The 26,499-nt window shown below is 72.8% G+C and carries 19 protein-coding genes; 11 read left to right on the top strand and 8 right to left on the bottom strand.

Annotated elements, in window-relative coordinates:
* The coding region (locus tag KYY02_RS17350; protein ID WP_371238865.1) for a maltotransferase domain-containing protein at window positions 1–646 on the bottom strand (646 nt) is incomplete at its 3' end.
* Between the two features lie 833 nt (window positions 647–1,479).
* Between KYY02_RS17350 and KYY02_RS17345 the strand changes: the two genes are divergently transcribed.
* Window positions 1,480–4,098 carry a glycosyltransferase family 1 protein gene (locus KYY02_RS17345; RefSeq protein ID WP_371238864.1) on the top strand — a complete coding sequence of 873 codons (2,619 nt, stop codon included), beginning with the start codon at window positions 1,480–1,482 and terminating at the stop codon, window positions 4,096–4,098.
* A gap of 319 nt (window positions 4,099–4,417) precedes the next feature.
* On the opposite strand, the gene KYY02_RS17340 is transcribed toward KYY02_RS17345, so the two are convergent.
* The 5 genes from KYY02_RS17340 to KYY02_RS17320 form a co-directional block, all read right to left on the bottom strand.
* Window positions 4,418–4,939, bottom strand: a complete 522-nt coding sequence (locus KYY02_RS17340) for a DUF1990 domain-containing protein (RefSeq protein ID WP_371238863.1) — start codon at window positions 4,937–4,939, stop codon at window positions 4,418–4,420.
* A gap of 117 nt (window positions 4,940–5,056) precedes the next feature.
* The gene (locus tag KYY02_RS17335) at window positions 5,057–6,712 is read right to left on the bottom strand and encodes a M4 family metallopeptidase (RefSeq protein WP_371238862.1); all 1,656 of its coding nucleotides are present in this window, start codon (window positions 6,710–6,712) and stop codon (window positions 5,057–5,059) included.
* Between the two features lie 279 nt (window positions 6,713–6,991).
* Window positions 6,992–9,025: a M4 family metallopeptidase gene (locus tag KYY02_RS17330; protein ID WP_371238861.1), complete on the bottom strand. Its 2,034-nt coding sequence runs from the start codon at window positions 9,023–9,025 to the stop codon at window positions 6,992–6,994.
* A 435-nt stretch (window positions 9,026–9,460) separates the two neighbouring features.
* Window positions 9,461–11,311 (bottom strand): ABC transporter ATP-binding protein, encoded by a 1,851-nt coding sequence (locus tag KYY02_RS17325; protein ID WP_371238860.1) that lies wholly within the window; start codon window positions 11,309–11,311, stop codon window positions 9,461–9,463.
* Window positions 11,308–13,164 carry an ABC transporter ATP-binding protein gene (locus tag KYY02_RS17320; RefSeq protein WP_371238859.1) on the bottom strand — a complete coding sequence of 619 codons (1,857 nt, stop codon included), beginning with the start codon at window positions 13,162–13,164 and terminating at the stop codon, window positions 11,308–11,310. Before KYY02_RS17320 ends, KYY02_RS17325 begins: the two co-directional genes overlap by 4 nt.
* Before the next feature lie 183 nt (window positions 13,165–13,347).
* Between KYY02_RS17320 and KYY02_RS17315 the strand changes: the two genes are divergently transcribed.
* Genes KYY02_RS17315 through KYY02_RS17300 form a run of 4 tightly spaced genes read left to right on the top strand, consistent with a single transcriptional unit; the run spans window position 13,348 to window position 17,015 of the window.
* Window positions 13,348–14,250, top strand: a complete 903-nt coding sequence (locus KYY02_RS17315) for an ABC transporter ATP-binding protein (protein WP_371238858.1) — start codon at window positions 13,348–13,350, stop codon at window positions 14,248–14,250.
* Window positions 14,247–14,996, top strand: a complete 750-nt coding sequence (locus KYY02_RS17310) for an ABC transporter permease (RefSeq protein ID WP_371238857.1) — start codon at window positions 14,247–14,249, stop codon at window positions 14,994–14,996. The genes KYY02_RS17315 and KYY02_RS17310 overlap by 4 nt, the downstream gene beginning before the upstream one ends.
* Window positions 14,997–15,037: 41 nt before the next feature.
* Window positions 15,038–16,381: a sensor histidine kinase gene (locus KYY02_RS17305; protein WP_371238856.1), complete on the top strand. Its 1,344-nt coding sequence runs from the start codon at window positions 15,038–15,040 to the stop codon at window positions 16,379–16,381.
* Window positions 16,371–17,015, top strand: coding sequence for a response regulator (locus KYY02_RS17300; RefSeq protein ID WP_371238855.1), 645 nt, complete (start codon window positions 16,371–16,373; stop codon window positions 17,013–17,015). Before KYY02_RS17305 ends, KYY02_RS17300 begins: the two co-directional genes overlap by 11 nt.
* A gap of 19 nt (window positions 17,016–17,034) precedes the next feature.
* Here KYY02_RS17300 and glgX read toward each other — a convergent pair whose 3' ends face one another.
* Complete coding sequence (gene glgX, locus KYY02_RS17295) at window positions 17,035–19,287, bottom strand: glycogen debranching protein GlgX (protein WP_371238854.1); 2,253 nt, start codon at window positions 19,285–19,287, stop codon at window positions 17,035–17,037.
* Between the two features lie 186 nt (window positions 19,288–19,473).
* Here glgX and KYY02_RS17290 point away from each other — a divergent pair, with 186 nt between their 5' ends.
* The 6 genes from KYY02_RS17290 to KYY02_RS17265 all read left to right on the top strand — a co-directional run bounded on the left by KYY02_RS17290 (window position 19,474) and on the right by KYY02_RS17265 (window position 25,882).
* Window positions 19,474–20,694, top strand: a complete 1,221-nt coding sequence (locus tag KYY02_RS17290; RefSeq protein ID WP_371238853.1) for a L,D-transpeptidase — start codon at window positions 19,474–19,476, stop codon at window positions 20,692–20,694.
* A gap of 149 nt (window positions 20,695–20,843) precedes the next feature.
* On the top strand, window positions 20,844–22,088 hold the full coding sequence (locus tag KYY02_RS17285) for a L,D-transpeptidase (RefSeq protein WP_371238852.1): 1,245 nt from the start codon (window positions 20,844–20,846) through the stop codon (window positions 22,086–22,088).
* Window positions 22,089–22,439: 351 nt separating this feature from the next.
* On the top strand, window positions 22,440–23,780 hold the full coding sequence (locus KYY02_RS17280) for an MFS transporter (RefSeq protein WP_371238851.1): 1,341 nt from the start codon (window positions 22,440–22,442) through the stop codon (window positions 23,778–23,780).
* 163 nt (window positions 23,781–23,943) lie between these two features.
* Window positions 23,944–24,711 (top strand): enoyl-CoA hydratase/isomerase family protein, encoded by a 768-nt coding sequence (locus KYY02_RS17275; protein WP_371238850.1) that lies wholly within the window; start codon window positions 23,944–23,946, stop codon window positions 24,709–24,711.
* A 273-nt stretch (window positions 24,712–24,984) separates the two neighbouring features.
* The gene (locus KYY02_RS17270) at window positions 24,985–25,488 is read left to right on the top strand and encodes an ATP-binding protein (protein ID WP_371238849.1); all 504 of its coding nucleotides are present in this window, start codon (window positions 24,985–24,987) and stop codon (window positions 25,486–25,488) included.
* A 181-nt stretch (window positions 25,489–25,669) separates the two neighbouring features.
* Window positions 25,670–25,882 (top strand): EF-hand domain-containing protein, encoded by a 213-nt coding sequence (locus tag KYY02_RS17265; RefSeq protein ID WP_371238848.1) that lies wholly within the window; start codon window positions 25,670–25,672, stop codon window positions 25,880–25,882.
* Window positions 25,883–25,907: 25 nt separating this feature from the next.
* On the opposite strand, the gene KYY02_RS17260 is transcribed toward KYY02_RS17265, so the two are convergent.
* On the bottom strand, window positions 25,908–26,465 hold the full coding sequence (locus KYY02_RS17260) for a glycoside hydrolase family 25 protein (RefSeq protein WP_371238847.1): 558 nt from the start codon (window positions 26,463–26,465) through the stop codon (window positions 25,908–25,910).
* Between the last annotated feature and the right edge of the window lie 34 nt (window positions 26,466–26,499).

Here is a 26,499-nt window from a genome sequence, read left to right as displayed (position 1 = left end):
ACGCGGCCGGACGGCTCCCGTCGCGCAGGGCGTCCACGGCGGCGAGCAGGACGCCCCTGGACTCGGAGCCGGGCACGTCGGCCGCCGCCCGCTCGTGCAGCCGGGCGCCCTCCTCCAGGACGATCTCGGTGTCCATGCCCGCCGGGATCTTGATCCGGGCGTGGTGCCGCCAGGTGGTGACCGGATCGCCCCACGCCTCCACGGTGTACGTCCACAGTCCCGGCTCCCCGGCGGCGACGGTCGCCCCCCACCTGTCCGTGCCGGGCGCGAGCTCCCGCATCGGCGTGAACGGCCCCGGACGCCCCTCGGGATCCCTCAGCACCACGTTGGCGGCCACCGCGTCGTGGCCCTCACGGAACACGGTCGCCGAGATCTCGAACGCCTCGCCCACGACGGCCTTGGCCGGCCGGCGCCCCTGCCGGACCATCGGCCGGACGTCGAGGACGGGGATGCGCCCCACGGTGGTCGCGGGGCCCGTGGACGGGCGCGCGGGGGCCGGTGTCACGGAGGAGGGCGGTGTCACGGAGGAGGGCGGCGGCGGGGGTCCGGTCTCGGCGGGGCGGGCCGGGGAGGATCCGGCGCCGCGCTTCACGGGGGTCCGGGCGCCTGGTGTCGGAGGGGGTGACGAGTGGTGCTTGGCGGGCATGACCGCTCCTGTCCGCGTCAACGTGGGTGGGCGGATGACTGTGGGGAGGTGGGTCCTGCGTGGTGCTGTCGAGGGAGTACCCGCAGGAGCCTTCCCATACTGTTCGGGTGGGCAATCCGGCGCTTTGTTAACTACTCACGCGTATGTCGACACACAAGACCGGCCTCGCCCGCACGGGACGGACCCGGCCGTCGCTGGGCACGCTCCCACGGCCGCGGTGCCGTTCCGGACGGCCGGTGCCGGGCACCGCACGGGGGCGCCGCCCCGCGCGCGGAACCCGGAGCAGCCGGTTCGGCGAACCGAGCCCGTGCCCGGCCACCCTCCCGCTCGCCGCCCCCTTGACCAGTGCGTCCGCCGCCCGGGCCGGGACCGCCCGCCGGTGCCCGGCGAGGGACGGCGCCGCCGCGCCCGGCACGTGCGGGGACGCCAGCGACGTGCCGGAGCGGGCGGCCCGCGCGGTGCCGCCCGCGGCGCAGGCCGAGGCGATCGAGATCCCGGGGCGAATCGAGATCCCGGGGCGAACGGGTCGGGGCGGAGCCGAAGTGGGAAAAGGCCGGTTTCTTGTCCCGCCGGTCGGTGGCGCCGACCGGCAGGGCCTGTCTCACGTCCGCCGGCGAGTCGCCGAAAGGGAAGCGTCCGGCGCGGGGCGAGGTGCGGCAGGGACGCCCACGGGGGCGGAATCGGCCATGTCCGTCCCGAGGCGAATCGTTTGGCCGGGGGTATGGAGGTACCCGTGTCCTCCGGCTTCCCGCGCGGTGCGTGTCCACGCCGGTACTGTCGGCAACGATACCCGGACGCACACCGCGTCTCTCACGAACCCGCCGAGGTGGCTTGTGAAGGCGATCCGTCGATTCACCGTCCGACCCGTGCTCCCCGAACCCCTCCGGCCCCTGAGCGATCTGGCCCGCAACCTGCGCTGGTCCTGGCACACCGGGACCCGTGACCTGTTCCGCTCCGTCGACCCCGAGCGCTGGGCCGCCGCCGGCTGCGACCCCGTACGGCTGCTCGGCGGCGTGACGACCGAGCGGCTCGCCGAGCTGGCCGGCGACCGCGACTTCCTGGACCGCCTCGACACGGTCGCCGGCGATCTGGACGCCTACATGACCGGCGACCGCTGGTACCAGGCGCAGACCGACCGGCTGCCCGCCGCCGTCGCCTACTTCTCCCCGGAGTTCGGCATCACGGCCGCCCTGCCGCAGTACTCCGGGGGACTCGGCATCCTCGCCGGCGACCATCTCAAGGCCGCCAGCGACCTCGGCGTCCCCCTCATCGGCGTCGGCCTGCTCTACCGGCACGGCTACTTCCGGCAGTCCCTGTCCCGGGACGGCTGGCAGCAGGAGCACTACCCCGTGCTCGACCCCCACGAGCTGCCCCTGGACCAGCTCGAACAGCCCGACGGCACACCCGCCCAGGTCACCCTCGCCCTGCCCGGCGACCGCTCCCTGCGGGCCCGGATCTGGCTGGCCCAGGTGGGCAGGGTCCCGCTGCTCCTGCTGGACTCCGACGTCGAGGGGAACGGCCCCGGCGAACGCGGGGTGACCGACCGGCTCTACGGCGGCGGCAGCGAGCACCGGCTGCTCCAGGAGATGCTGCTCGGCATAGGAGGGGTGCGCGCGGTCCGTGCGTACTGCGGGCTGACCGGGCACGCCGCACCCGAGGTGTTCCACACCAACGAGGGCCACGCCGGCTTCCTCGGCCTGGAGCGCATCGCCGAACTGCACGCCGAGGGACTGGACTTCGACGCGGCCCTTGAGGCGGTGCGCGCCGGGACCGTGTTCACCACGCACACCCCCGTCCCGGCCGGCATCGACCGCTTCGACCGGGAACTGGTCGCCCGCCACTTCGGCCCGCACGCCGAACTGCCCGGTGTGGAGGTCGACCGCATCCTCCGGCTGGGCACGGAGAGCTACCCCGGCGGCGAGCCCAACCTGTTCAACATGGCCGTGATGGGCCTGCGCCTGGCCCAGCGCGCCAACGGCGTCTCCCTGCTGCACGGCCACGTCAGCCGAGAGATGTTCGCCGGGCTCTGGCCGGGCTTCGACCCGGAGGAGGTGCCCATCACCTCCGTCACCAACGGGGTGCACGCGCCCACCTGGGTCGCCCCCGAGGTGTTCCGGCTCGGCGCCCGGCAGATCGGCGCCCGGCGCACCGAGGAGGCGCTGAGCGTCGGCGACTCCGACCGCTGGGACTCCGTCGCGGACATCGCCGACCAGGACATCTGGGAGCTGCGCCGGTCCCTGCGCGAACTGCTGGTGCTGGAGGTGCGCGAGCGGCTGCGCGCCTCCTGGCGGCAGCGCGGCGCCGGCACGGCCGAGCTGGGCTGGATCGACGGGGTGCTCGACCCGGACGTGCTGACCGTCGGCTTCGCCCGGCGCGTCCCGTCGTACAAGCGACTGACGCTGATGCTGCGCGACCGGGACCGGCTGACGGACCTGCTGCTGCACCCCGAGCGGCCGGTGCAGATCGTGGTCGCGGGCAAGGCGCACCCGGCGGACGACGGCGGCAAGCGGCTCATCCAGGAGCTGGTCCGGTTCGCCGACGACCCGCGCGTACGGCACCGGATCGTGTTCCTGCCCGACTACGGCATGGCGATGGCGCAGAAGCTCTATCCCGGCTGCGACATCTGGCTGAACAACCCGCTCAGGCCGCTGGAGGCGTGCGGCACCAGCGGGATGAAGGCCGCGCTCAACGGCTGCCTCAACCTGTCCGTCCTCGACGGCTGGTGGGACGAGTGGTTCCAGCCCGACTTCGGCTGGGCCGTCCCCACGGCGGACGGCGCGGGAACCGACCCGGACCGGCGCGACGCCATAGAGGCCGCGGCGCTGTACGACCTGCTGGAGCAGCGGATCACCCCGTGCTTCTACGACCGGGGGCGCGACGGGCTGCCGGACCGGTGGATCGAGATGGTGCGGCGGACGCTGGGCCTGCTGGGGCCGAAGGTGCTGGCCGGGCGGATGGTCAGGGAGTACGTGGAGCGGTTGTACGCGCCCGCCGCGCACGCGCACCGTGCGATGGACCCGGACTCCGCGCGCTCCCTCGCCGGGTGGAAGGCGCGGGTGCGTGCGGCGTGGCACGGTGTGACCGTCGATCACGTCGAAACGTCCGTGACGGAGGCCACCGCGGAACTCGGCACCACGCTCGGGCTGCGGGTGCGGGTGGGGCTGGGTGGTCTGAAACCGGAGGACGTCGAGGTGCAGGCGGTGTCCGGGCGGGTGGACGGAGAGGACCGGATCGCCGACGCGACGACGGTGCCGCTGAAGCCGGTGGGGTCGCCGGATCCGGAGGGGCGCTGGGTGTACGAGGGGCCGCTGGTCCTGGACCGGACGGGACCCTTCGGGTACACGGTGCGGATCCTGCCCGGGCACCGGCTGCTGGCGTCCAGGGCGGAACTGGGACTGGTCGCGGTGCCGTCGGAGGACGTGGTGGAGTCGGCGGGACTGCTGATGAGGTGAGGTCGTAGCAGCCTCCGGCTGCATTCAGCCCCTCCGGCGTCCGAGGGGCGGAGGTCCGGGGCGGCGCCCCCGGGGACGGGGCGGGGCGGCGGGGACGACCCACCGAGGCGCATCCTGCGATGGCGGGGCGGTGGTGCGACACCGCTCGGATGCCGCCCGCGTCCACCCGTGCCGCCCTGGGGGCGCCGCCCCGGGCCTTCGAGGCGCTGGAGGAGGCACCATTGCCCGCAGGTCAGGGTGGCGGGGGTGGGCGTGACTGCCCGCAGGTCAGGGTGGCAGGGGTAAGCGCGACTGCCCGCAGGCTGCGGGGGCTGCGCGGTCAGTCCTGTTCGACGCCGCTCGTGGCCAGGCGGCGGAGGACCTTGCCGCAGCGGCGGGCGTACGCGTGCTGCATCGCGCGGGTGGCCGGGCCGCCCGCGCGGGAGTACCAGCGGGCCGGCCTGCTGAACGCCTCCACCGTCAGCCACACCGTCCCGTCGCCGGTGCGGTCCACGACGAACGACTCCTCGCCGCACTCGGGGTGCCCGGCCAGGGTCCCGTACGCCCAGCCGGCCCTGCGGTGCTCCTCCACCGTCCACACCACACGGCAGGGCGCCTTCACCACCCCGGCGAGGGTGATGGTGACGTCGACGTCCGGGGCCGCGCGGTCGGCGGCGGTGTCGACGCCGACCCCCAGTTCGCGGTGCAGCTCCCAGGTGAGCAGCGCCCGAGCGGCCTGCCGGAAGACGTCCTCGCCCTCGCCGAGCCGCGTGCGCACGTGCATCGGATGGAAGCCGGGAGGGCAGAAGCCCCGCTCACGGGTCCCGCCGACGTGGTCGTAGGTGAAGTCCGCCGAAGACATGGGACCCAAGACTAGAGGGGACCGGGGGCCAGGGGGCCGAAGTCCCGGGGACGCGTCCGGGGCGGCACCCGGAGCGGAGGAGCGCTCCGGGTGCCGCCCGGCGTGCGAGGGGACGGATCAGCTGACGTTGACCGCGGTCCAGGCCGCCGCGACCGCCTTGTACTCGGTGCTGGTGGAGCCGTACAGGGCCGACGCCGCGTTCAGGGTGCCCGTACGGGCCGCCTTGTAGTTGGTCGTCGACGTGAAGTACGTGGTCAGCGCCTTGTACCAGATCTGCAGTGCCTTGGCGCGGCCGATGCCGGTGACGGTGGAGCCGTTGTACGTCGGTGAGTTGTAGGTCACGCCGTTGACGGTCTTGGTGCCGCTGCCCTCGGCCAGCAGGTAGAAGAAGTGGTTCGCGGGGCCCGAGGAGTAGTGCACGTCGACCGAACCGAGGCCGGAGGACCAGTAGTCCTTCGAGGCGCCGTCCTTGCTCGGCTTGTCCATGTGGCGCAGCGGGGTGCCGTCGCCGTTGATGTCGATCTCCTCGCCGATGAGGTAGTCACCGGTGTCGGAGGAGTTGGCCGCGTAGAACTCCGCGCCCGAGCCGAGGATGTCGCTGGTCGCCTCGTTGAGGCCGCCGGACTCGCCGCTGTAGTTGAGGCCCGCGGTGTGGGAGGTGAGGCCGTGGCTCATCTCATGCGCGGCCACGTCCAGCGAGGTCAGCGGGTGGGTGTTGCCGGAGCCGTCGCCGTAGGTCATGCAGAAGCAGCTGTCGGACCAGAAGGCGTTGACGTAGTTGTTGCCGTAGTGGACCCGGGAGTAGGCGGCCCTGCCGTCGTTCCTGATGCCGTTGCGGCCGAAGGTGTTCTTGTAGAAGTCCCAGGTCACCTGGGCGCCGTAGGCGGCGTCCACGGCCGCGGTCTGGTCGGCGGAGGAGCTGGAGGCGGTGCCGGTGCCCCACGTGTCGTCCGCGTCGGTGAACAGGGTGCCGGTGCCGGAGGTGCCGCGCGCCAGGTTGTAGGTCCTGTGACCGCCGCGGCCGGTGTCGTACAGCTGGTACGTCGTCCCCGACTTGTAGGTGCCCAGGGTGACGGTGCCGGAGTACAGGCCCTTGCCGGTGCCGGTGTGGACGCCCTGCCACTCGTACAGCTTCTCGCCGGTGGCGGCGTCGGTGATCACGTGCAGCTCGTTCGGGGTGCCGTCGTCCTGCAGGCCGCCGACCACGGTCTCATAGGCCAGGACGGGCGTGCCGGCGGCGGCCCAGACCACCTTGCGGGGCGCGGAGTCCGCCTCGGTCCTCTCCGACCCGGCCGCCTCGGCGGCGGCGACCGCCTGCGTCTCGGCCTTGCCCGCGTCGATCTTCGGGGTCACGGAGGACACCCTGACGGCCGCCTTGACGGCCTTGGTCACGGTTCTGGCGCCGCCGGAGGCCGGCTCGTGCACGACCAGGTCGCCGCCGAGCACGGGCAGTCCGTCGTAGGTGCGCTCGTAGCGGGTGTGGACCGTACCGTCGGCGTCCTTCACGACGTCCTTGACGACCAGCTTCTCCTTGACGCCGAGACCTATCTCGTCGGCGGTCTCGGCGGCCGACGCCTGCTGCTCCCGGATGAGGGAGGTGCGGGCGGAGGCGGACAGCAGCACCGGGGCGCCGGCCGGTGCCGGCTTGCCGGCGGGCGCGGGGCCGGCGGCTGCGGTACCGGTGGTCAGACCGACGGTGAGCAGGGCTCCGGCCACGACGGTGGTGGCGACGGCCAGAGCGGTGCGCTGGTGACGCGCGTAGAAGGGAGTCACTCGAGCTCCTTGTGCCAAGTGGGGGTCCGGGCGGTCGGGGGGCCGACCGGGGTGGTGCGGTGGTGCGGCGAGCGAAGGAAGAGTGACATCAACGACGCGTACATGTCATGAGGGTCGAATGATGTTGGCCGAAAGTAGTCGCCGAGGTGAACGTTGCGAGCGTGTAAAACAGCCTGACCTCGGTAAAGGCCCAACCAGTGGAACGTATGGGCTCGGCAAAAAAGGAGCGTCGCCCCGGAGGCGCCCGACCACCCGGGGCGACGCTCCGACCACGGCTCTTTACGGGAAGGTGAGCTTCCAGCCGTTGATGTAGCCGGTGTCGTACCGCGCCGCGTCCTGCACCCGCAGCTTCCAGGTGCCGTTGGCCGTCTCGGAGGAGGCGTTGACCGTATAGGTCTCGTCGATGTTGTCCGCCGAGCCGCCGGTGCGGTTCCTCAGGCGGTACGCCGTGCCGTCCGGGGCCAGCAGGTCGACGACCAGGTCACCGCTGTAGGTGTGCACGATGTCGACCGAGACCCGGAGGTCGGAGGGCGCGTTGCCGGCCCGTCCGGAGACGGTGATCGAGGAGGTCACCGCGGAGCCGGCGTCCGGGATCGACACGTCTGCGGTGTTCTCGAAGGACGTACCGCCACCGCCGCCGTCGCCGGAGCGCGAGCCGACGTTGACGGCCGCCCACGCGTCCTGCACCGCCTTGTACTCGGCGCCGTCCGTGCCGTACAGCTCACCGGTCGCCGCCAGGGTGCCGGTGCGGGCGCCCGCGTAGTTGGTGGTGGAGGTGAACTTGGTGGTCAGCGCGCGGAACCAGATCTTCTCCGCCTTTGCGCGGCCGATGCCGGTGACCGGGAGGCCGTCGGAGGTGGGCGAGTCGTAGGTGACACCGTTGACGGTCTTGGTGCCGCTGCCCTCGCTCAGCAGGTAGAAGAAGTGGTTGGCGGGGCCGGACGAGTGGTGCACGTCGATCGAGCCGATGCCGGAGTACCAGTTGTCCTTGGACGCGCCGTCCTTGCTCGGCTTGTCCATGTGGCGCAGCGGGGTGCCGTCGCCGTTGATGTCGATCTCCTCGCCGATGAGGTAGTCACCGACGTCGGAGGGGTTGTCGGCGTAGAACTCGACGGTCGCGCCGAAGATGTCGCTGGTCGCCTCGTTCAGGCCGCCGGACTCGCCGCTGTAGTTGAGGCCCGCGGTGTTCGAGGTCAGCCCGTGGGTCATCTCGTGCGCGGCGACGTCGATCGAGGTGAGCGGGTTGGCGTTGCCGGAGCCGTCGCCGTAGGTCATGCAGAAGCAGCTGTCGGACCAGAAGGCGTTGACGTAGTTGTTGCCGTAGTGGACCCGGGAGTAGGCGGCCGCACCGTCGCCGCGGATGCCGCTGCGGCCGTGCACGTTCTTGTAGTAGTCCCAGGTCAGCGCGGCCCCGTAGTGGGCGTCGGCGGCGGCCGACTCCAGGTTGGAGGGGCTGCCGTCGCCCCAGACGTCGTCGGAGCCGGAGAAGAGCGTGCCGGTGCCGGAGGTGCCCCGGTTCAGGTTGTACGTCTTGTGTCCGCCGCGCGCCCCGTCGGTGAGGTTGTACGACGACCCGGACCGGGTGGTGGTCAGGTCGACGGTGCCGCTGTAGACGGTGTGGCCGGTCCCGTTCCGGACTGCCTGCCACTCGTACAGCTTCTCGCCCGTGGTGGCGTCGGTGACGACGTGCAGCTCCTGCGGGGTGCCGTCGTGCTGGAGACCGCCGACGACCGTCTCGTACGCCAGGACCGGTTCGCCCCCGGCGGCCCAGATCACCTTGCGCGGGGCCCGGTCCACGTCGGCGCCCTCGGCCTTCGCGGCGGACAGCGCCTGCTGCTCGGCCTTCGCGGCCGGCACCTCGGCGGTGGTGGTCGCGGGCTTCAGCGCGGCCCGGGCGGCCTTGACGACGGAGTCGGCCGCGCCGGCCGTGTCGCCCTGGACGACCAGGTCGCCGCCGAGGACGGGCAGGCCGTCGTAGGTGCGCTCGTAGCGGACGTGCACGGTGCCGTCGCGGTCCTTGAGGACGTCACGGACGACGAGCCTCTCCTTCGCGCCCAGACCGAGGTCCTTCGCGGTCTGCGCCCTGGTGGCGTTCGCCTCGCGGATCAGCTCGGCGCGCCGGGCGGGGGTGAGGGTGACCGACTCGGAACCCGGCTTCGCCCTGCTCGCCGCCGGCGTCCGCTCCGGGACGGCGGTGGCGGTGCCCGACTGCACGGCCGTGGCGATCAGCGCGGCCACCCCGGCGAGGGCGACGGCGGCGGCACGGCGGTGCGTGGTGCGGGGGGTGCGTCTGTGGGACGGCCTGCTTCTCAACGCTGACTCCTTCTGCGGGGCCGCGGGTCGCGCGGCCTGGGGAGACCGGACGGCGGGTGGGCCGGCCGGGCAGAACGGAAGTGCTCTGAGCCGTGGCCGCCGGACAGCGGTGGGGTTGCTGTGGAGCGGCCGTGGGAAGAGTGGCAGGGAATCGCGACTTCTGTCAGGAGCGCGTCAGAACTTTGTCCGGAAACCGTTCGTTGTCCGGAGGTTCATGTTCGGTATGCGAACCGTTACGGGAAGGGTGCGGGCCGGTCCCCGTGCCAGGGCCGCCGGCGCGTTCAGGACCTGGACGCCTGCGAAGGCCCGCCGCACACCGCCCCGACTGCCGCGGCACCGGCCACCACAGGCAGCGGGCCCCGCCTCGGCGGTCGGGCGTGCCGGGGCCCTCGTGCGCGCGTCGGTCACCGCCCGTCCCCCTGTGCGCCGTCGCGGCTACGCCAGACTGTCCCGCCAGGCCCGGTGCAGGTCGGCGAACCTGCCCGTGCCCGCGATGAGTTCGGCCGGACTGCCGTCCTCCACGATCCGTCCGTGCTCCATCACCAGCACCCGGTCCGCGATCTCCACTGTCGACAGCCGGTGGGCGATGACGACCGCCGTACGGCCCCTCAGCACCGTCGCCATCGCCCGCTGCACCGCCCGCTCACCGGGGACGTCCAGCGAGCTGGTCGCCTCGTCCAGGATGAGGACCGCCGGGTCGGCCAGCAACGCCCGTGCGAAGGAAACCAGTTGGCGCTGACCGGCCGAGATGCGGCCGCCCCGCTTGCGCACGTCGGTGTCGTAGCCGTCGGGCAGGGCGGCGATGAAGTCGTGCGCGCCGATCTCCTTCGCCGCCTGCTCGATCTCCTCACGGGTGGCGTCCGGCCGGCCGATCGAGATGTTCTCGGCGACCGTGCCGGAGAACAGGAACGCCTCCTGCGTCACCATCACCACCTCGCGCCGCAGATCGCGTCCCGTGACGTCGCGCAGGTCCACCCCGTCGAGCAGCACCCGGCCGTCGGTGGGGTCGTAGAAGCGGGCGAGCAGCTTCGCCAGGGTCGACTTGCCCGCCCCGGTGGAGCCGACCACCGCGACGGTCTGCCCGGCCGGGAGGGTGAGGCCGAAGCGGGGCAGCACCTCGTCGCCGGTGCGGTACGCGAACCGGACGTCGTCGAAGACGACCTCGCGGCCGGGGAGCCCGCAGCGCCGGACCGGCAGCTCACGGGGGGCCGGCGGCTCGGGCACGGACGGGGTCTGCGCCAGCAGCCCGGCGATCTTCTCCAGCGAGGCCACCGCCGACTGGTAGGAGTTCAGGAACATGCCGAGCCGGTCGATCGGGTCGTACAGCCGGCGCAGGTACAGCACCGCCGCCGCCAGCACGCCGAGCTCCAGCGACCCGTCCGCCACGCGGTAGGCGCCCCACAGCACGATCAGCGCGACGGTGATGTTGGCGGTGACCCGGGAACCGACGACGTAGCGGGCCATCTCCAGCAGCGCGTCGCCGTTGGTCCGCTCGTGCCGCCGGTTCAGCACCGCGAAGTCGGCGTCGTTGGCGGCCTCCCGGCGGAAGGCGCGCACCGGCCGGATGCCGTTCATCGTCTCGACGAACTTCACGATCACCGCCGCGATGGCCGTCGACCGCTTCCGGTACACCCGCCCGGCCCGACGCCGGTACGACCGTACGAGCAGGTACAGCGGCACGAAGGACGCCACCGCGACGGCGCCGAGCCCGAGGTCCAGCCAGAGCAGCAGCACCGAGATGTAGACGGCCGACAGGACGACCGTGACCAGTTCCTGCAGGCCCTCCTCCAGCAGCTCCCGCAGGGACTCGACGTCGGTGGTGGAGCGGGAGATGAGACGGCCCGAGGTGTAGCGCTCGTGGAAGTCGACGCTGAGCGCCTGCGCGTGGCGGAAGATACGGCCGCGCAGATCGAGCAGCACGTCCTGGCTGACCCGGGCGGAGGCGGTGACGAACCCGTACTGCAGCGCTCCGGCCGCCCCCGCGCACAGCAGGTAGCCCACCGCCACCGCGATCAGCGGCCCGTTGTCGTCGTCGCGGAACGCGGGCACGGCCCGGTCGATGGCGTACGCCACCAGCAGCGGCCCCGCCTGCACGGCGGCCTGCTGGAGCAGCAGCAACAGCGCGGTGACGGCCACCCTGCCGCGCAGGGGCGACAGCAGGGAACGCAGCAGTACGCCGGTGGCGCCCGGGGGAGTGGGCAGCCGGTCCTGGTCGAAGGGGTCGCCGGACGGCGGGGTCCGGTCCTCGTCCTCGTCCTCGGTGGGTGCGGTGGTGGCAGCCGTCATCGCTCGTCCTCCTGTCTCCCCGCGGGGGCGCCGGACATGAGGTGCGCGTACTCGGGGTTGTCGCGCAGCAGTTCGTGGTGGGTGCCGACCGCGGTGATCCGGCCGCCGGAGAGCAGGGCGACGCGGTCGGCGAGCAGGACCGTGGAGGGACGGTGGGCCACGATGAGGGCGGTGGTGTCCGCGAGCACCCGGCGCAGTGCGGCCTCGACGGCGGCCTCCGTGTGCACGTCGAGCGCGGACAGCGGGTCGTCGAGGACCAGGAAGTCGGGGCGCCCGACGACGGCCCGGGCCAGCGCGAGCCGCTGCCGCTGACCACCGGAGAGGCTGAGCCCCTGCTCGCCGACCTGGGTGTCCACGCCCTGCGGCAGCGCGTGCGCGAAGTCGGCCTGCGCGACGGCGAGGGCGCGTTCCAGGTCCGCCTCGCCGCTTCCGCCGCCCATCAGCACGTTCTCGCCGACGCTGGCGGAGAAGAGGGTGGGCTCCTCGAAGGCGACGGCGACGCGGGACCGCAGCTCCTCCCGCGGCATCTCGGTGATGTCCCTCCCGTCGAGGGTGATCCGGCCGGAGGTCACCTCGTGCAGGCGCGGCACGAGGGCGGTGAGGGTGGTCTTGCCGCTGCCGGTGGCGCCGACGAGGGCGAGGGACTCGCCGGGGCGGATGTGGAGGTCGATGCGGTCCAGGACGGGTGCCGTGCCGGAGGGCGCGTCCGGGTAGCGGAAGGCGACCTCGTGGAAAACCAGGCCGTCCCGGCCGTCCCCGCCACGGCGCGGGCGGTCGTGCCGTCCCAGCGTCCCGGCCGCCCGCGCCGCTGCGCCCGCCCGCGCCGCCCCGGCGGCACGCCCGCCCGTAGTCGCGCGGGACTCGGGCTCCTCGTCCATCACCTCGAAGTACCGCGCCGTCGCCGTCGCCGCCTCCTGGCTCATCGCCAGCAGGAAGCCGATCGAGTCCACCGGCCAGCGCAGCGCCAGCGCGGTCGACAGGAAGGCCACCAGCGTTCCCGCGGACAGCGACCCGTCCGCCACCCGTACGGCCCCCAGCACCAGCGCCGCCCCGATCGCCAGTTCGGGAAGCGTCACGATGACGCCCAGGATCGTCGCCAGCAGCCGGGCCTTGTGCAGCTCCGTCCCCCGCAGCTTCCCCGACAGCTCCCGGAACGCCCGTGCCTGGCTGCGGTGCCGCCCGAACCCCTTGATGATCCGGACGCCGAGCACGCTCTCCTCGACCACCGTCGTCAGATCGCCCACCTGGTCCTGCGCCAGCCGCGCCGCCCCGGAGTACCGCTTCTCGAACACCACGCAGGTGATCAGCACCGGCACGGCCGGGACCAGGATCACCAGCCCCAGCGTCCAGTCCTGGACCAGCATGATGATCACGCCGACGAGAATCGTCACCCCGTTGACCAGCAAGAACGTCAGGGGGAAGGCCAGGAACATCCGCAGCAGCATCAGATCCGTCGTGGCTCGCGACAGCAACTGCCCCGACGGCCACCGGTCGTGGAACGCGACCGGCAGCCGCTGCAGGTGCCGGTACAGAGCCGCCCGCATCTCCGCCTCGACGTGCGCCAGCGGGCGCGCCACCAGCCACCGCCGGAGCCCGAACAGCAGCGCCTCCGCGAGCCCGAGCAGCAGCAGGTACAGCGCGCCCAGCCACACCCCCGCCGGGTCCCGGTCGGCGATCGGCCCGTCGACCATCCACTTCAGGACGAGCGGGATGACCAGCCCGATGCAGGAGGCGACGATCGCGATGGACGCGGCGGTGAACAGCCGCGCCCGTACGGGCCGTACGTACGGCCACAGCCGCAGCAGCGTACGCACGACGGAGCGGGGTTCCGGGGGAGAAGGCGTAGTGGGCATCAGCGGTGAGCCTACGGATCGCTGCTGACCCTGCCCACCGGGTTTTGACCGGACCGGCCTCGGCCGCTGGTCCTACGACCTGCTCGGACACCGAAGTCGTACCCCCGTATCAGCCGATCGGCCGATACCCGTTCGAGCGCACCGGCCGATGTGCCGGGGCCCCGGCACGGCGACGCTGGAGCCATGTCCGTCATCGACGTCACCGATCTGCGCAAGTCCTACGGAGGCCGTGCGGCCGTCGACGGTGTCTCCTTCGCCGTCGAGGAGGGCGAGATCTTCGGAATCCTCGGCCCGAACGGCGCCGGCAAGACCACCACCGTGGAGTGCGTCGAGGGCCTGCGCGTCCCCGACGCGGGCCGCGTCCGCGTCACCGGCCTCGACCCCGTCACCGACCACGAGGAGGTCACCCGCGTCCTCGGCGCCCAACTCCAGCAGAGCGAGCTGCAGCCCAAGCTCACCGTCCGCGAGGCCCTGGAGCTGTACGCCTCCTTCTACCCCCGTCCCGCCGACTGGCGTCCGCTCGCCGAACGGCTCGGTCTCACCCCGAAGCTGACCACCCGGTTCGCCAGGCTGTCCGGTGGCCAGAAGCAGCGCCTGTTCATCGCGCTCGCCCTGATCGGCAATCCGCGGATCGTGGTGCTGGACGAGCTGACCACCGGCCTCGACCCGCGCGCACGGCGCGACACCTGGGAACTCATCGAGGACATCCGCGCGGGCGGCGTCACCGTCCTCCTCGTCACCCACTTCATGGAGGAGGCGCAGCGCCTCTGCGACCGCATCGCGGTGGTCGACAGAGGGCGGGTCGCCGCACTGGACACCCCGGCAGGACTGATCCGCCGCTCGGCGGGCGCCACCGTCATCAGCTTCACCCCGTCCGTCCCGCTGGACGACGCCGACCTGAGCGCGCTGCCGGAGCTCGCCTCGGTGCACCACAAGGACGGCCGCGTCACGCTGTCCGGCACCGACGAGACGGTCAACGCCGTCATCACCCTCCTCGCCCGCACCCGCGTCACCGCCCACCAACTGCGCGTCACCGACGCCACGCTGGACGACGCCTTCCTGGACCTCACGGAGGCCACGGCATGAGCACCGCCGTCCTCGACACCGCCGTCCTGCGGACCGAGTTCCGCCTCTTCCGGCGCGAACCCGCCGGCATCTTCTGGGTCCTGCTCTTCCCCACCCTGCTGCTGGTGGTCCTGGGCTCCATCCCGTCCTTCCGCGAGTCCGCCCCGAACCTCGGCGGTCTGCGTCCGGTCGACGCCTATGTGCCGGTGACCGTCCTCCTCGGGCTGATCGTCGGCGGACTGCAGGGCATGCCGCCGACCCTCACCGGCTACCGGGAGACCGGCGTCCTGCGCCGGATGTCCACCACTCCGGTACGTCCCGCCGCCCTGCTCACGGCGCAGATGCTGGTGCTCGGCGCCGCCTCGCTGCTCTCCGCCCTGATCACCCTCGCGGTCGGCCGGCTCGCCTTCCGCGTGGCGCTGCCCCAGCAGGCGTTCGGCTACCTCCTCGCCCTGCTGCTCGCCCTCCTCGCCTCCCTCGCCCTGGGCTCCGTGCTCTCCGCCCTGGCGCGCACCGCGAAGATCGCCACCGCGATCGGGTCGACCGCGCTCTTCCCCACGATGTTCTGCGCGGGTGTGTGGCTGCCGGTCGAGGCCATGCCGGACGCGCTGGCCGACATCATCGGCTGGACCCCGTTCGGCGCCGCCGCCCAGTCCCTGAACGAGGCCGCGGCCGGCGGCTGGCCGGCCTGGAGCCACCTCGGGGTACTGGCGGTCTGGACGGTGCTGCTCACGGCGGCGGCCTCGCGCTGGTTCCGCTGGGAGTGACGACGCGGAGCGGATGCGCGGACGTGGCCGACAATGACGCCATGACGGAGACGACGGCGCTCGAGGACCGGTGGGCCGTGTTCGACCGCTGGGGCCCCTACGGACTCCTGGTCATGGGCACCCTGATCGCCTGGGCGACCGCCGACGCCCTCGGCATGAGCACCGGTGAGCGAGGGGTGTGCGGTGTCCTGATCGTCGTGGCCGTCGCGCTGGAGCTGTGGTGGGCCAGGGGAGTGTCCGCCCGTCCCGGGCCGTCCATGGCGAGCGCCCGGCACTACGCCCTGCGCTGGGCGACCGGGTTCGCCCTCACCTGGCTGAACCCGCTGTTCGCCTTCTACGCCGTCATCGGCTACTTCAGCGTCGAGCGCCTGCTTCCCCGCCGTCTGCGCAAGGCCGGTCTGTTCGCCACCGCTGTGACCATGGCAGGTTCCCAGTCGGGCGGGCTGCCGCCGGGCGACGGGCTGGGCTGGATGCTCTTCGGCGCCCTTCTCGCGGCCAACAGCGTCCTGGTCCTCCTCTTCGGTCACTTCGCCGGCCTGGAGGAGGCCCGGGGCCGGGCCCGCCTGGAGACCATCGCCGAACTCGAGCGCACCAACACGGCGTTGCAGCAGGCTCTCGACGAGAACGCCGCCCTGCACGCCCAACTCCTCGTCCGGGCTAGAGAAGCCGGTGTCGTCGACGAGCGCCGACGGCTGGCCGCGGAGATCCACGACACCCTGGCCCAGGGCCTGACCGGCATCATCGCCCAGCTCCAGGTGGTGGCGAACACCCGGGACACCGACCTGGCCCGTGTGCACACCGGCCGGGCCCTCGCCCTGGCCCGCGACAGCCTTGGTGAGGCCCGCCGCTCCGTGCACAACCTCTCCCCGGTCGCGCTCGCCGACGGCGGACTGCCGGACGCGCTGAAGAAGACCGTCACGGAGTGGGGCGAACGCACCGGCGTACAGGCCCGGTTCACCGTCACCGGCACCACCGAGCCGCTGCACGACGAGGTGGCGGCCACCCTGCTGCGCATCGTCCAGGAGGCCCTGTCCAACGCCGCCCGCCACGCCGACGCCACCCGGGTCGGCGTCACCCTGTCCTACATGGGCGACGAGGTCACCCTCGACATCCGCGACGACGGCCGGGGCTTCGACCCGCCCGCCGTCCCCGCGCGCACCCTTCCCCACTCCCGGCTTCTCCCCCACCCTAGGCTTCTCCCCCACCCTCGGCTTCGCTCGAGCGGGGGGACCCCCACGAGCGGGGGGACCCCCAGCGGCGGCTTCGGCCTCGACGGCATGCGGGCCCGCGCCGAACGCGTCGCCGGGACCCTCACCATCGAGTCCGAACCCGGCGGCGGCACGGCGGTCTCGGCTCGCGTACCTTTGGTCCGCCATGACCGATGACGCCGTGATCTCCCTCCTCATCGTCGACGACCACCCCGTCGTACGGGACGGCCTGCGCGGCATGTTCGACACCGCGTCCGGATTCCGCGTCCTCGGTGAGGCCGCCGACGGCGTCGAGGCGCTGGAACGGGCCGCCGCCCTGGACCCCGACGTGATCCTCATGGACCTGCGGATGCCGGGCGGGGGCGGCGTCGACGCCATCCGGGAACTGTCCCGGCGCGGCGCCCGCGCCCGAGTCCTCGTCCTCACCACGTACGACACCGACTCCGACACGATCCCCGCCCTCGAGGCGGGCGCCACCGGCTATCTCCTCAAGGACGCGCCCCGCGAGGAGCTGTTCACCGCCGTCCGCGCGGCGGCCCGGGGCCGTACGGTGCTCTCCCCGGCCGTCGCCTCCCGCCTGGTCTCCGCCGTCCGCGCCCCCGCGGCCCCCGGCAACGAGCCGCTCTCCACCCGCGAGCGCGAGGTGCTGGCCCTGGTCGCCAAGGGCACGAGCAACCGCGAGATCGCCCGCGAACTGTTCATCAGCGAGGCGACGGTGAAGACCCACCTCACCCACATCTTCGGCAAGCTCGGCGCCAAGGACCGCGCGGCCGCGGTGGCGGTGGGGTACGACCGGGGCATCCTCGGCTGAGCGGCGGCACCACCGCCGGTCAGGTCCGTACCCGCAGCAGCAGCACCGTCCGGTCCGGCACCGTGATCCGCGTCCCCCCGCGGTGCTCCACGGCCGGGGCCCGGTCCTGCTCCTCCCGCGCGGTGTCGACGACCACCTCGTACCGTCCCGCCCACGGCGGCCCCGGCAGCTCGAACTCCACCGGGTCGTGCCCCGCGTGCAGGACGGCCAGGAAGCTGTCGTCGAGGATCGGCGCCCCGTGCTCGTCGCGCCCCGGGATGTCCCGCCCGGAGAGGTACATGCCGAGCGTGGCGGCCGGCGCGTACCAGTCGTCCTCGGTCATCTCCGTGCCGCGCGGGGTGAACCAGGCCAAGTCGCGCAGCCCGTCCGCGGAGTGCGTCCGGCCGGAGAAGAAGGACCGGCGGCGCAGCACCGGGTGCCGGTGGCGCAGGGCGATCAGCCGGGAGGTCAGCTCCAGCAGGGGCCGCCAGTCCGGGTCGTCCACGAGCGTCCAGTCCACCCAGCCGATCTCGTTGTCCTGGCAGTAGGCGTTGTTGTTGCCGCGCTGGGTGCGGCCCATCTCGTCGCCCGCGACCAGCATCGGCACGCCCGTCGACAGCAGCAGCGTGGTCAGCAGGTTCCGCAGCTGCCGCCGCCGCAGGGCCCGTACGCCCTCGTCCGCCGTCTCCCCCTCCGCGCCGCAGTTCCAGGACCGGTTGTCGTCCGTGCCGTCCCGGTTGCCCTCACCGTTCGCCTCGTTGTGCTTGCGCCCGTACGACACCAGGTCGCGCAGGGTGAAACCGTCGTGCGCGGTGACGAAGTTGACCGAGGCGTACGGCCGCCGCCCGCCCCAGGCGTACAGGTCGCTGGAGCCGGACAGCCGGTAGCCCATCTCCCGCACGTCCGGCAGCGCGTGCCGCCAGAAGTCCCGCACGGCGTCGCGGTACCGGTCGTTCCACTCCGTCCACAGGGGCGGGAACGCGCCCACCTGGTAGCCCCCGGAGCCCACGTCCCACGGCTCGGCGATCAGCTTCACCCGGCGCAGCACCGGGTCCTGCGCGATCACCGCGAGGAACGGGGAGAGCATGTCGACGTCGTGCATCGAGCGGGCCAGCGCCGCCGCCAGGTCGAAGCGGAAGCCGTCGACGCCCATCTCCGTCACCCAGTAGCGCAGGGAGTCGGTGATCAGACGCAGGACGTGCGGCTGGACGACGTGCAGGGTGTTGCCGCAGCCGGTGTAGTCGGCGTACCGGCGGGCGTCCGGCTGGAGGCGGTAGTAGCCGCGGTTGTCGACGCCCTTCAGGGAGAGCGTGGGGCCCAGCTCGCCCGCCTCCGCGGTGTGGTTGTAGACCACGTCGAGGATCACCTCGATGCCGGCCGCGTGCAGGGCGCGCACCATCCGCTTGAACTCGCCGACCTGCTGCCCCCTCGTCCCGGAGGCCGCGTAACCCGCGTGGGGCGCGAAGTAGCCGACGGAGTTGTAGCCCCAGTAGTTGCGCAGCCCTCGCCGCAGCAGGTGGTCCTCGTGCGCGAACTGGTGCACCGGCAACAGCTCCACGGCCGTGACGCCCAGTCCCACCAGGTGCTCGATCGCGGCGGGGTGCGCGAGACCGGCGTAGGTGCCGCGCAGCTCCTCGGGGACGCCCGGGTGCCGCTGCGTGAAGCCCTTGACGTGCAGCTCGTAGATCACCGAGTCCGCCCACGGCGTCTTCGGCCGGCGGTCGTCCGCCCAGTCGTCGTCGTCGTGGACGACCACCCCCTTGGGGACGTACGGCGCGGAGTCCCGGTCGTCGCGCACGGTGTCCGCGACGTGCTGCTCCGGCCAGTCGCGGACGTGCCCGTACACCTCGGGCGGCAGCCGGAAGTCCCCGTCCACCGCGCGGGCGTACGGATCGAGCAGCAGCTTCGCGGGGTTCCAGCGGGCGCCGGTCCACGGGTCCCAGCGGCCGTGCACCCGGTAGCCGTAGCGCCGGCCGGGCAGCACATCCGGCACGAAGCCGTGCCAGATCCCGTGCGTCAGCTCGGTGAGCCGGGCCCTGCTCTCCCCGCCCCGCTCGTCGAACAGACACAGCTCGACCCCCTCCGCCCCGCCCGCCCACAGGGCGAAGTTGGTCCCCGCCACCCCGTCCGGGCCGGTCCGGAACCGGGCGCCCAGCGGCGTCGGCCGGCCCGGCCGCACCGGCGCCGTGGGCACGGGCGGCGCAGGCCGCGCGCCGTTCACGACCGCCGCCGGGCGCCCCTCCCCGGTGGCCCGCTCTGCGGCCACCGCCTCCTGCTCGGCTGCGCTGGACACCTGTCAGCCTCCCGCGGCTCGTGGGGGACGGCGGCGGACAGGGGTGCACGGCCCGGTCATCGGCCCGGCCGAGGCTCCCCGGCGCGTCGTCCTTCCAGGGTTCTGCCCAGAGGGCGCCTCGCACTCACGTTTCCCCGGGGACGGCATGGTCGTTTCCCGGAGACGAGGCCCGTCGTTGGGTACCGCGTGAGGTACGTACAAGGGCGCGCACGGCGCGCGAGGGCCGCGCTGGCCGCCGTAGTGACATGGGCAGGACTGCTGACCGGAGCCGTCGGCTGCACCGGGGAGGGCACCGTCGGCGGGGCGCTCGGGCCCCCGGCCGCCGAGGACGCCATCCGCGTGTCGCCCGACGACGGCAGCAAGGACGTGCGTCCCGACACGGCGCTGCGGGTGCGCGTGCCGGACGGGCGGCTGGAGTCGGTGAGAGTCGTCGTGGAGCAGGACGCGCGCGAGTCGCCCGTCCCCGGGCGGGTCTCCGCCGACGGACTGACCTGGAAGCCCGACGACGAACGGCTCGCGCTGGCCGCCGAGTACACCGTCGACGCGGTGGCCGTGGACGGCGGCGGCCGCCGCTCCGCCCGGCACACCACCTTCACCACCTGGGTCCCGGAGGAACGCTTCATCGGCTACGTCGCCCCGGAGCACCGCTCCACCGTCGGCACCGGCATGATCGTCTCCCTGGAGTTCAACCGGAAGATCGTCCACCGTGCGGCCGTCGAACGCGCCGTCCGCGTCACCGCCCGCCCGGCCGTCGAGATCCGCCCGCACTGGTTCGGCGACTCCCGGCTGGACTTCCGCCCCGAGGAGTACTGGAAGCCCGGCACCGAGGTCACCGTCGACCTGAACCTGCGCGACGTCGAGGGGGCGCCGGGCGTCTACGGTCTCCAGCGCCGCACCTTCGCCTTCACCGTCGGCCGCAGCCAGGTCTCGGTGGTCGACGCCGCCGCGCACACCATGCGGGTGCGGCGGGACGGGGAACTGCTGGCCACCGTGCCGATCACGGCGGGGGCGCGGAGGACGCCCACGTACAACGGCAAGATGGTGATCACCGAGATGCTCGAGGTCACCCGGATGGACAGCCGCACGGTCGGCTTCGGCGGCGAGTACGACATCCCCGACGTCCCGCACGCCATCCGCCTGACCAGCTCCGGCACCTTCCTGCACGGCAACTACTGGGCCGACGCCGAGGTCTTCGGCGACTCCAACGTCAGCCACGGCTGCGTCGGTCTGCGCGACGTGAAGGGCGGCGGGGCGGACACCCCGGCGGGCTGGTTCTTCGACCGCAGCCTCGTCGGCGACGTCGTCGAGGTCGTCAACAGCGAGGACCGGAAGGTCGCCCCGGACAACGGCCTCGGCGGCTGGAACATGAACTGGAGGGAGTGGAAGGCGGGCAGCGCGGTGAAGTGAACCCCGGCGGGCCCGTCGAACTTGAGACGGAACGGTGACGAATCCGTCGCCCCGAACCCCTCTGGCCTGTGGTTACTATGCCCGAGCGCGCGAGGGGCGCGCGGGGGCGCGGGTCCGGCAGGGACTGGGCCCGCCGAGGGGAGAAACAAGTGAACGTGGGGCCCATATCGGGGTCGGCGCCGGGTGGCGCACGGGGGCGTGGCGGCAGGAGGCTGGCGGCGCTGGCGCTCGGCGTGATGCTGGCGGTGACCGCCTGCGGCGGCGGAGGCCCGGAGCCGGGGGCCGGCTCGGGCGACGGCAAGGGCAAGGCCTCCACCGCCGCGCAGAGCGGGCAGTCCGAGGCCGTGGTCGGCATCGCGCCCGAGGACGGCGCGAAGTCCGTCGGGACCAGCGGCGCGCTGAAGGTGAGCGCGAGCAAGGGCAGGCTCACCGAGGTCGTCGTCAAGGATCCGGACGGAAACGAGGTCGAGGGCGAGATATCCGGCGACGGCGCCACCTGGACGCCGTCCACCCATCTGGCCGCCTCCACCGAGTACACGGTGCACGCGGTCGCCAAGGACTCCGAGGGCCGCACCGCCGCCGAGGACTCCAGCTTCACCACCCTGACGCCGAAGAACACCTTCATCGGTCACTTCACCCCCGAGGACGGCTCCAAGGTCGGCGTCGGCATGCCGTTCTCGCTCCGCTTCACCCGGGGCATCACCAACCCCGAGGACGTCGAGAAGGCCATCCGCATCACCACCGAGCCGGCCGTCGAGGTCGAGGGCCACTGGTTCGGCAACGACCGCCTCGACTTCCGCCCCGAGAAGTACTGGAAGGCCGGCACCAAGGTCACCGTCGACCTCGACCTCGACGGGGTCGAGGGCCGCGACGGCGTCTACGGCGAGCAGTCCAAGAAGGTCTCCTTCACCATCGGCCGCGAGCAGGTCTCCGTCGTCGACGCCAAGAAGCTCACGATGAAGGTCGAGCGGGACGGCAAGGTCATCAGGACCATCCCGGTCACCACCGGCGCGCCCGGCTACGAGACCTGGAACGGCAAGATGGTCATCACCGAGAAGCTGACGGTGACCCGGATGAACGGCGAGACGGTCGGCTACGGCGGCGAGTACGACATCAGGGACGTCCCGCACGCCATGCGCCTGTCCACCTCCGGCACCTTCATCCACGGCAACTACTGGGGCGGCGACGCCTTCGGCAACCGCAACGCCAGCCACGGCTGCGTCGGCCTGCGCGACGTCCGCGGCGGGTGGGACAAGCAGGCGCCGGCCGCCTGGTTCTTCAACAACTCCCTGATCGGCGACGTCGTGGAGGTCAGGAACTCCAACGACGCCACCATCGCCCCGGACAACGGCCTCAACGGCTGGAACATGTCCTGGGAGAAGTGGAAGGCCTAGGCCCCGCGCGCGACGCGTCCGGCCCCGGTGCGAGGTACCGCACCGGGGCCGCTGCCGTCCACGCCCGCGCCCCGTCCGGGGGGCGGGGCCGCACAGGGACGTCCGTCCCGGCCCGTAACCGGTTTCCCGTCGGAGCGCCGCGGACTACTGTGCGGGTGGTGAGTGACCCACGAGGAGTGGAGAACATGGTCGGTCGTCCGAGCGCGCGTTGACGTCGTGGGCCGTCGTCGGCCCGTCATCGCGTGCCGCCCTCGAGCCGTGGCACAGCGAGCCTTCCCTGCCCGAACCGTCGGCGCACCCTGTCGTGCGCCGGGTGGCGGGTCTCGTCTCCTCGGCAGCTCAAGGGGTCCCGTGCCGTCCGGTCCTTCCTCCGCTCCCCGTCGCTCCGCCCCCTCCGGTCCGTGGCGGGACGCCGACTTCCGCCGGCTCTGGGTGGGCCAGAGCGTCTCCCAGCTGGGCGAGCACGTGAGCCTGGTGGTGCTGCCGCTGACCGCCGTCCTGACGCTCCACGTCGACGCCGGCCGGCTGGGCGTCCTGCGCGCGGTGGGGCAGGCGCCGATCCTGCTGCTCTCGCTCTTCGTCGGCGCGTGGGTGGACCGGTGGCGGACCCGTACGGTGATGGCGCAGGCGGACGCCGGCCGGGCCGTGGTGCTGGGCGCCGTCGTCGCGGCCGGACTCCTCGGCGTCCTCGGACTGCCGTCCCTGCTCGTGGCCGCCTTCGCCGTCGGGGCCCTCTCCGTCTTCTTCGACGTGGCGTACCAGACCTCCCTGGTACGCCTGGTGAGACGCGATCAGCTGCAGCCGGGCAACAGCGCGCTGGAGGGCAGCCGGTCCGCGGCCCAGATCGGCGGCCCCGCTCTCGGTGGCGCGCTGGTGTCCCTGCTGTCGGCGCCGGTCGCCCTCGCGTCCGGTGCGCTGTTCTTCGTGCTGTCGTTCCTGTCGATCCGGCGGATCCGCCGCGAATCGACGTCCGGGCGCGTGGAGCGGCCCGCCGGGGTCCGGCGGCGGATCCAGGAGGGCCTCCGCTTCGTCGCCGGCGATCCCGTGCTGCGGGCCGTGGGTCTCGCCTCCGCGGCCTTCCAGTTCTCCTTCGCGGCCATGATGACCGTCTACCTGCTCTTTCTGCCCAGAGAGCTGCACCTGTCGGGCACCGCCGTCGGGCTGGCGCTCGCGGCGACCGGGCCGGGCGCGCTCCTGGGGGCGCTGCTCGCCGCCCGTCTGCCGGGCCGGTTCGGTTACGGCACGGTGCTCGTGTCCGCGGCGGTGCTCGGCGACGGCGTGCTGCTGTGCGTACCCGTGCTGCACGGACCCGCCGCGGTGACGGTCCCCGTGCTCGTGGCGGTCAACCTCGTGTTCGGCGCCTTCGGCCAACTGGTCAACGTCACGGTCATGGCCGTCCGGCAAGCCGTCACCCCGGACGGGATGCAGGGCCGCGTCGCGGCGACGATCACCTTCGCCGGCATGGGCCTGACCCCGCTCGGCTCCCTGCTCGGCGGCCTCCTCGCGGAGCAGTGGGGCCTGCGCACCGGCCTCCTGGTGACGGCCGCCGGCCTGCTGCTGTCCCCCGTGCTGATGGCGCTCTCCCCGCTCGCCCGCCTGGGGCGGACCCTGCCGACGCCCGTCCGCCCGGGAGCCCCCGGGGCCGGCCGCCGCGCCACCACGACCGGGAATCCGGACGCGGCCGGCGGATGACGCCGACGGCGGCACCGGCCGCCCGTCGCCGGGCTCGCGTCCCCGGCCGGAACCCGTGCCGGACGCGTCGCCGGAGCGGGTGCGCCCGGTGAGGGGACCGCACCGGGCGCCCGCGACGCACCCCCGGTACCTCCGTGTGTGAACGACCGCTAACCTGCGGGGCATGACCGTACATCTGGAAGTCGCCGAAGGCGTCGGCACGCTGCGGCTGGACCGGCCGCCCATGAACGCGCTGGACATCGCCTCGCAGGACCGGTTGAAGGAGCTCGCCGAGGAGGTCACGCGGCGCGAGGACGTGCGCGCCGTGGTGATCCACGGTGGGGAGAAGGTGTTCGCGGCGGGCGCGGACATCAAGGAGATGCAGGCCATGGACCACACGGCGATGGTCCTGCGCTCCAAGGCCCTCCAGGACTCCTTCACGGCCGTGGCCCGCATCCCCAAGCCGGTCGTGGCCGCCGTCACCGGCTACGCGCTCGGCGGCGGGTGCGAGCTGGCGCTCTGCGCGGACTACCGGATCGCCGGGGAGAACGCCAAGCTGGGCCAGCCCGAGATCCTGCTCGGTCTGATCCCGGGCGCGGGCGGCACCCAGCGGCTGTCCCGGCTGATCGGGCCGTCCAAGGCCAAGGACCTCATCTTCACGGGACGTCAGGTGCGGGCCGACGAGGCGCTGGCGCTCGGTCTGGTGGACCGGGTGGTGCCCGCCGGCGAGGTCCACGCGCAGGCGCACGCGTGGGCCGCGAAGCTGGCGCAGGGGCCGGCGATCGCGCTGCGCGCGGCGAAGGAGTCGATCGACACCGGACTGGAGACGGACATCGACACCGGCCTCGCCGTCGAGCGGAACTGGTTCGCGGGCCTGTTCGCCACCGAGGACCGTGAGCGGGGGATGCGCAGCTTCGTGGAGGAAGGGCCCGGCAAGGCGAAGTTCCGGTGAGAGTGCTTCCGGGGTCCCGCAATTGACGCGATGTCTGATTGGGGTCCCTCGATGGGGCGGATTGTGGGAGCCTTGGTGCACCCTTAAGCCGTCCGTGTCGAGGGAGCCCGTCGATTGCCCGAGAGTGAGCCGTTCTCGCCGGTCGGGAGGGCTCCCGAGGGCTCCGAGGTGTCATCGGCACATGTCGTCGGCCCCTTGTCGGGAGGGGGTGCGCGGGGGGCGCATTCCCCCGGAACGGCCTCCGGGGACTTCCCGGACGGCCATGATGGGGGCATGGCGGGGCTGGAGGGCATGGAACAGCCGCGGGGAGACCGACGTGCGACCGTGTCGCGCTGGTCGCCGACGGTCGAGGACGAACACGCGCTGAAGGCGCTGGAGTTGTTCGGCAATCCGACGGAGGCGGAAGTTCCGCTGCCGTCCCGTCCCGAGTCCGCCGCCACCGCCCGCCGGATCGTCCAGATGATCGTCCTGCGGGAGTGGGGCCTCACCGCCAAGACCGCAGAGGCCGCCGTCCTGCTCGTCTCCGAACTGGTCGGCAACGCCGTGCGGCACACCGGCGCACGGGTCTTCGGCCTCCGCATGCGCCACCGACGCGGCTGGATCCGGATCGAGGTCCGCGACCCCTCCCGCGGACTGCCCTGTCTCATGCCGGTCCAGGACATGGACATCAGCGGCCGGGGTCTCTTCCTCGTCGACAAGCTCGCCGACCGCTGGGGCGTCGACCTGCTGCCCCGCGGCAAGACCACCTGGTTCGAGATCCGTGTGACGGACCGCTGACGCACTCGGCGGTGCGACGTCCCCGGCCGCGCAGCAACAGGCCCCCGGGCCGCCGGCCCGCGGCCCCCGTCCGCCCACGAGGAGGGGTCCGGGTGGGTGGTCGCCGCACCGAAGGCTCAGGTGGCCCGATAATCTGCCCTGCGTCAGCAAGACGGCAAAGTACGAGACGAGGGGCGGACCGGTGGCGGACATCGAGGAAGCGCGCAAGCAGTTCGAGCGGATCGACACGGACGGGGACGGGGTCATCACCGCTGCCGAGTTCAAGACCGCCCTGGCGCAGGGCGGCGACTGGAACGTCACCGAGGCGGTCGCCGAGGCCGTGATCAAGTCCCGGGACCTGAACGGCGACAAGGTCCTGTCCTTCGACGAGTTCTGGGTGCACCTGAACAAGTAGGCCTGGTCCCGGAGCGGGCCGGGGGTCAGGCGCCCTCGGCCCACTCCTTCAGCGCCGATCTGCTGGAGAAGTCCGCGACGTTCCTGTCCAGCGGGTCGTCGGTGTACTGGTGGAAGCGCCACTTCGCCCGGATGCGGGGCTTCCCGGCGGTGACGTAGTCGGCGATCCACAGGCCGTCGCCCGCGTAGGACGTCGTGTCGACGTTCAGCCAGAAATTCCTGTTGCAGTACAGGATCACCCTGTTGCCGGGCCGCAGCTCCTTCACCTTCCGGATGAAGCGGTCCTTCTCCGCGTTGCTCGCATGTGTTCCCTCGCCCGTCGTCTCCCAGTCGACCGCGAGGATGTCGCCCCGCTTCTCCGGGGCCTTGCGCACGAAGTGCTCCGCCTGGGCCGTGAGGTTGCCCGGCCAGAGGAAGTGGTAGAAGCCGACGACCAGGCCGGCGTCGCGGGCCCTCTCCGTCTGGGCCGAGAGCTTGGGGTTGGTGTACGAACGGCCCTCCGTCGCCTTGACGAGGACGAAGGACAGGCCGTCGGTGCCGTACGAGGACGACTGGTACGCACTCACGTCGATGCCGCGCAGCATGGGGCTCCCTGAGGTGCTGGTGGGGGGAGGGGAG

The sequence above is a fragment of the Streptomyces pimonensis genome, from assembly GCF_041380215.1.
In the GTDB taxonomy this organism is placed as follows: Bacteria; Actinomycetota; Actinomycetes; order Streptomycetales; family Streptomycetaceae; genus Streptomyces; species Streptomyces pimonensis.
Note: the sequence above shows the minus strand (reverse complement) of the source record. Positions and strands in the feature narration are given on the sequence as shown.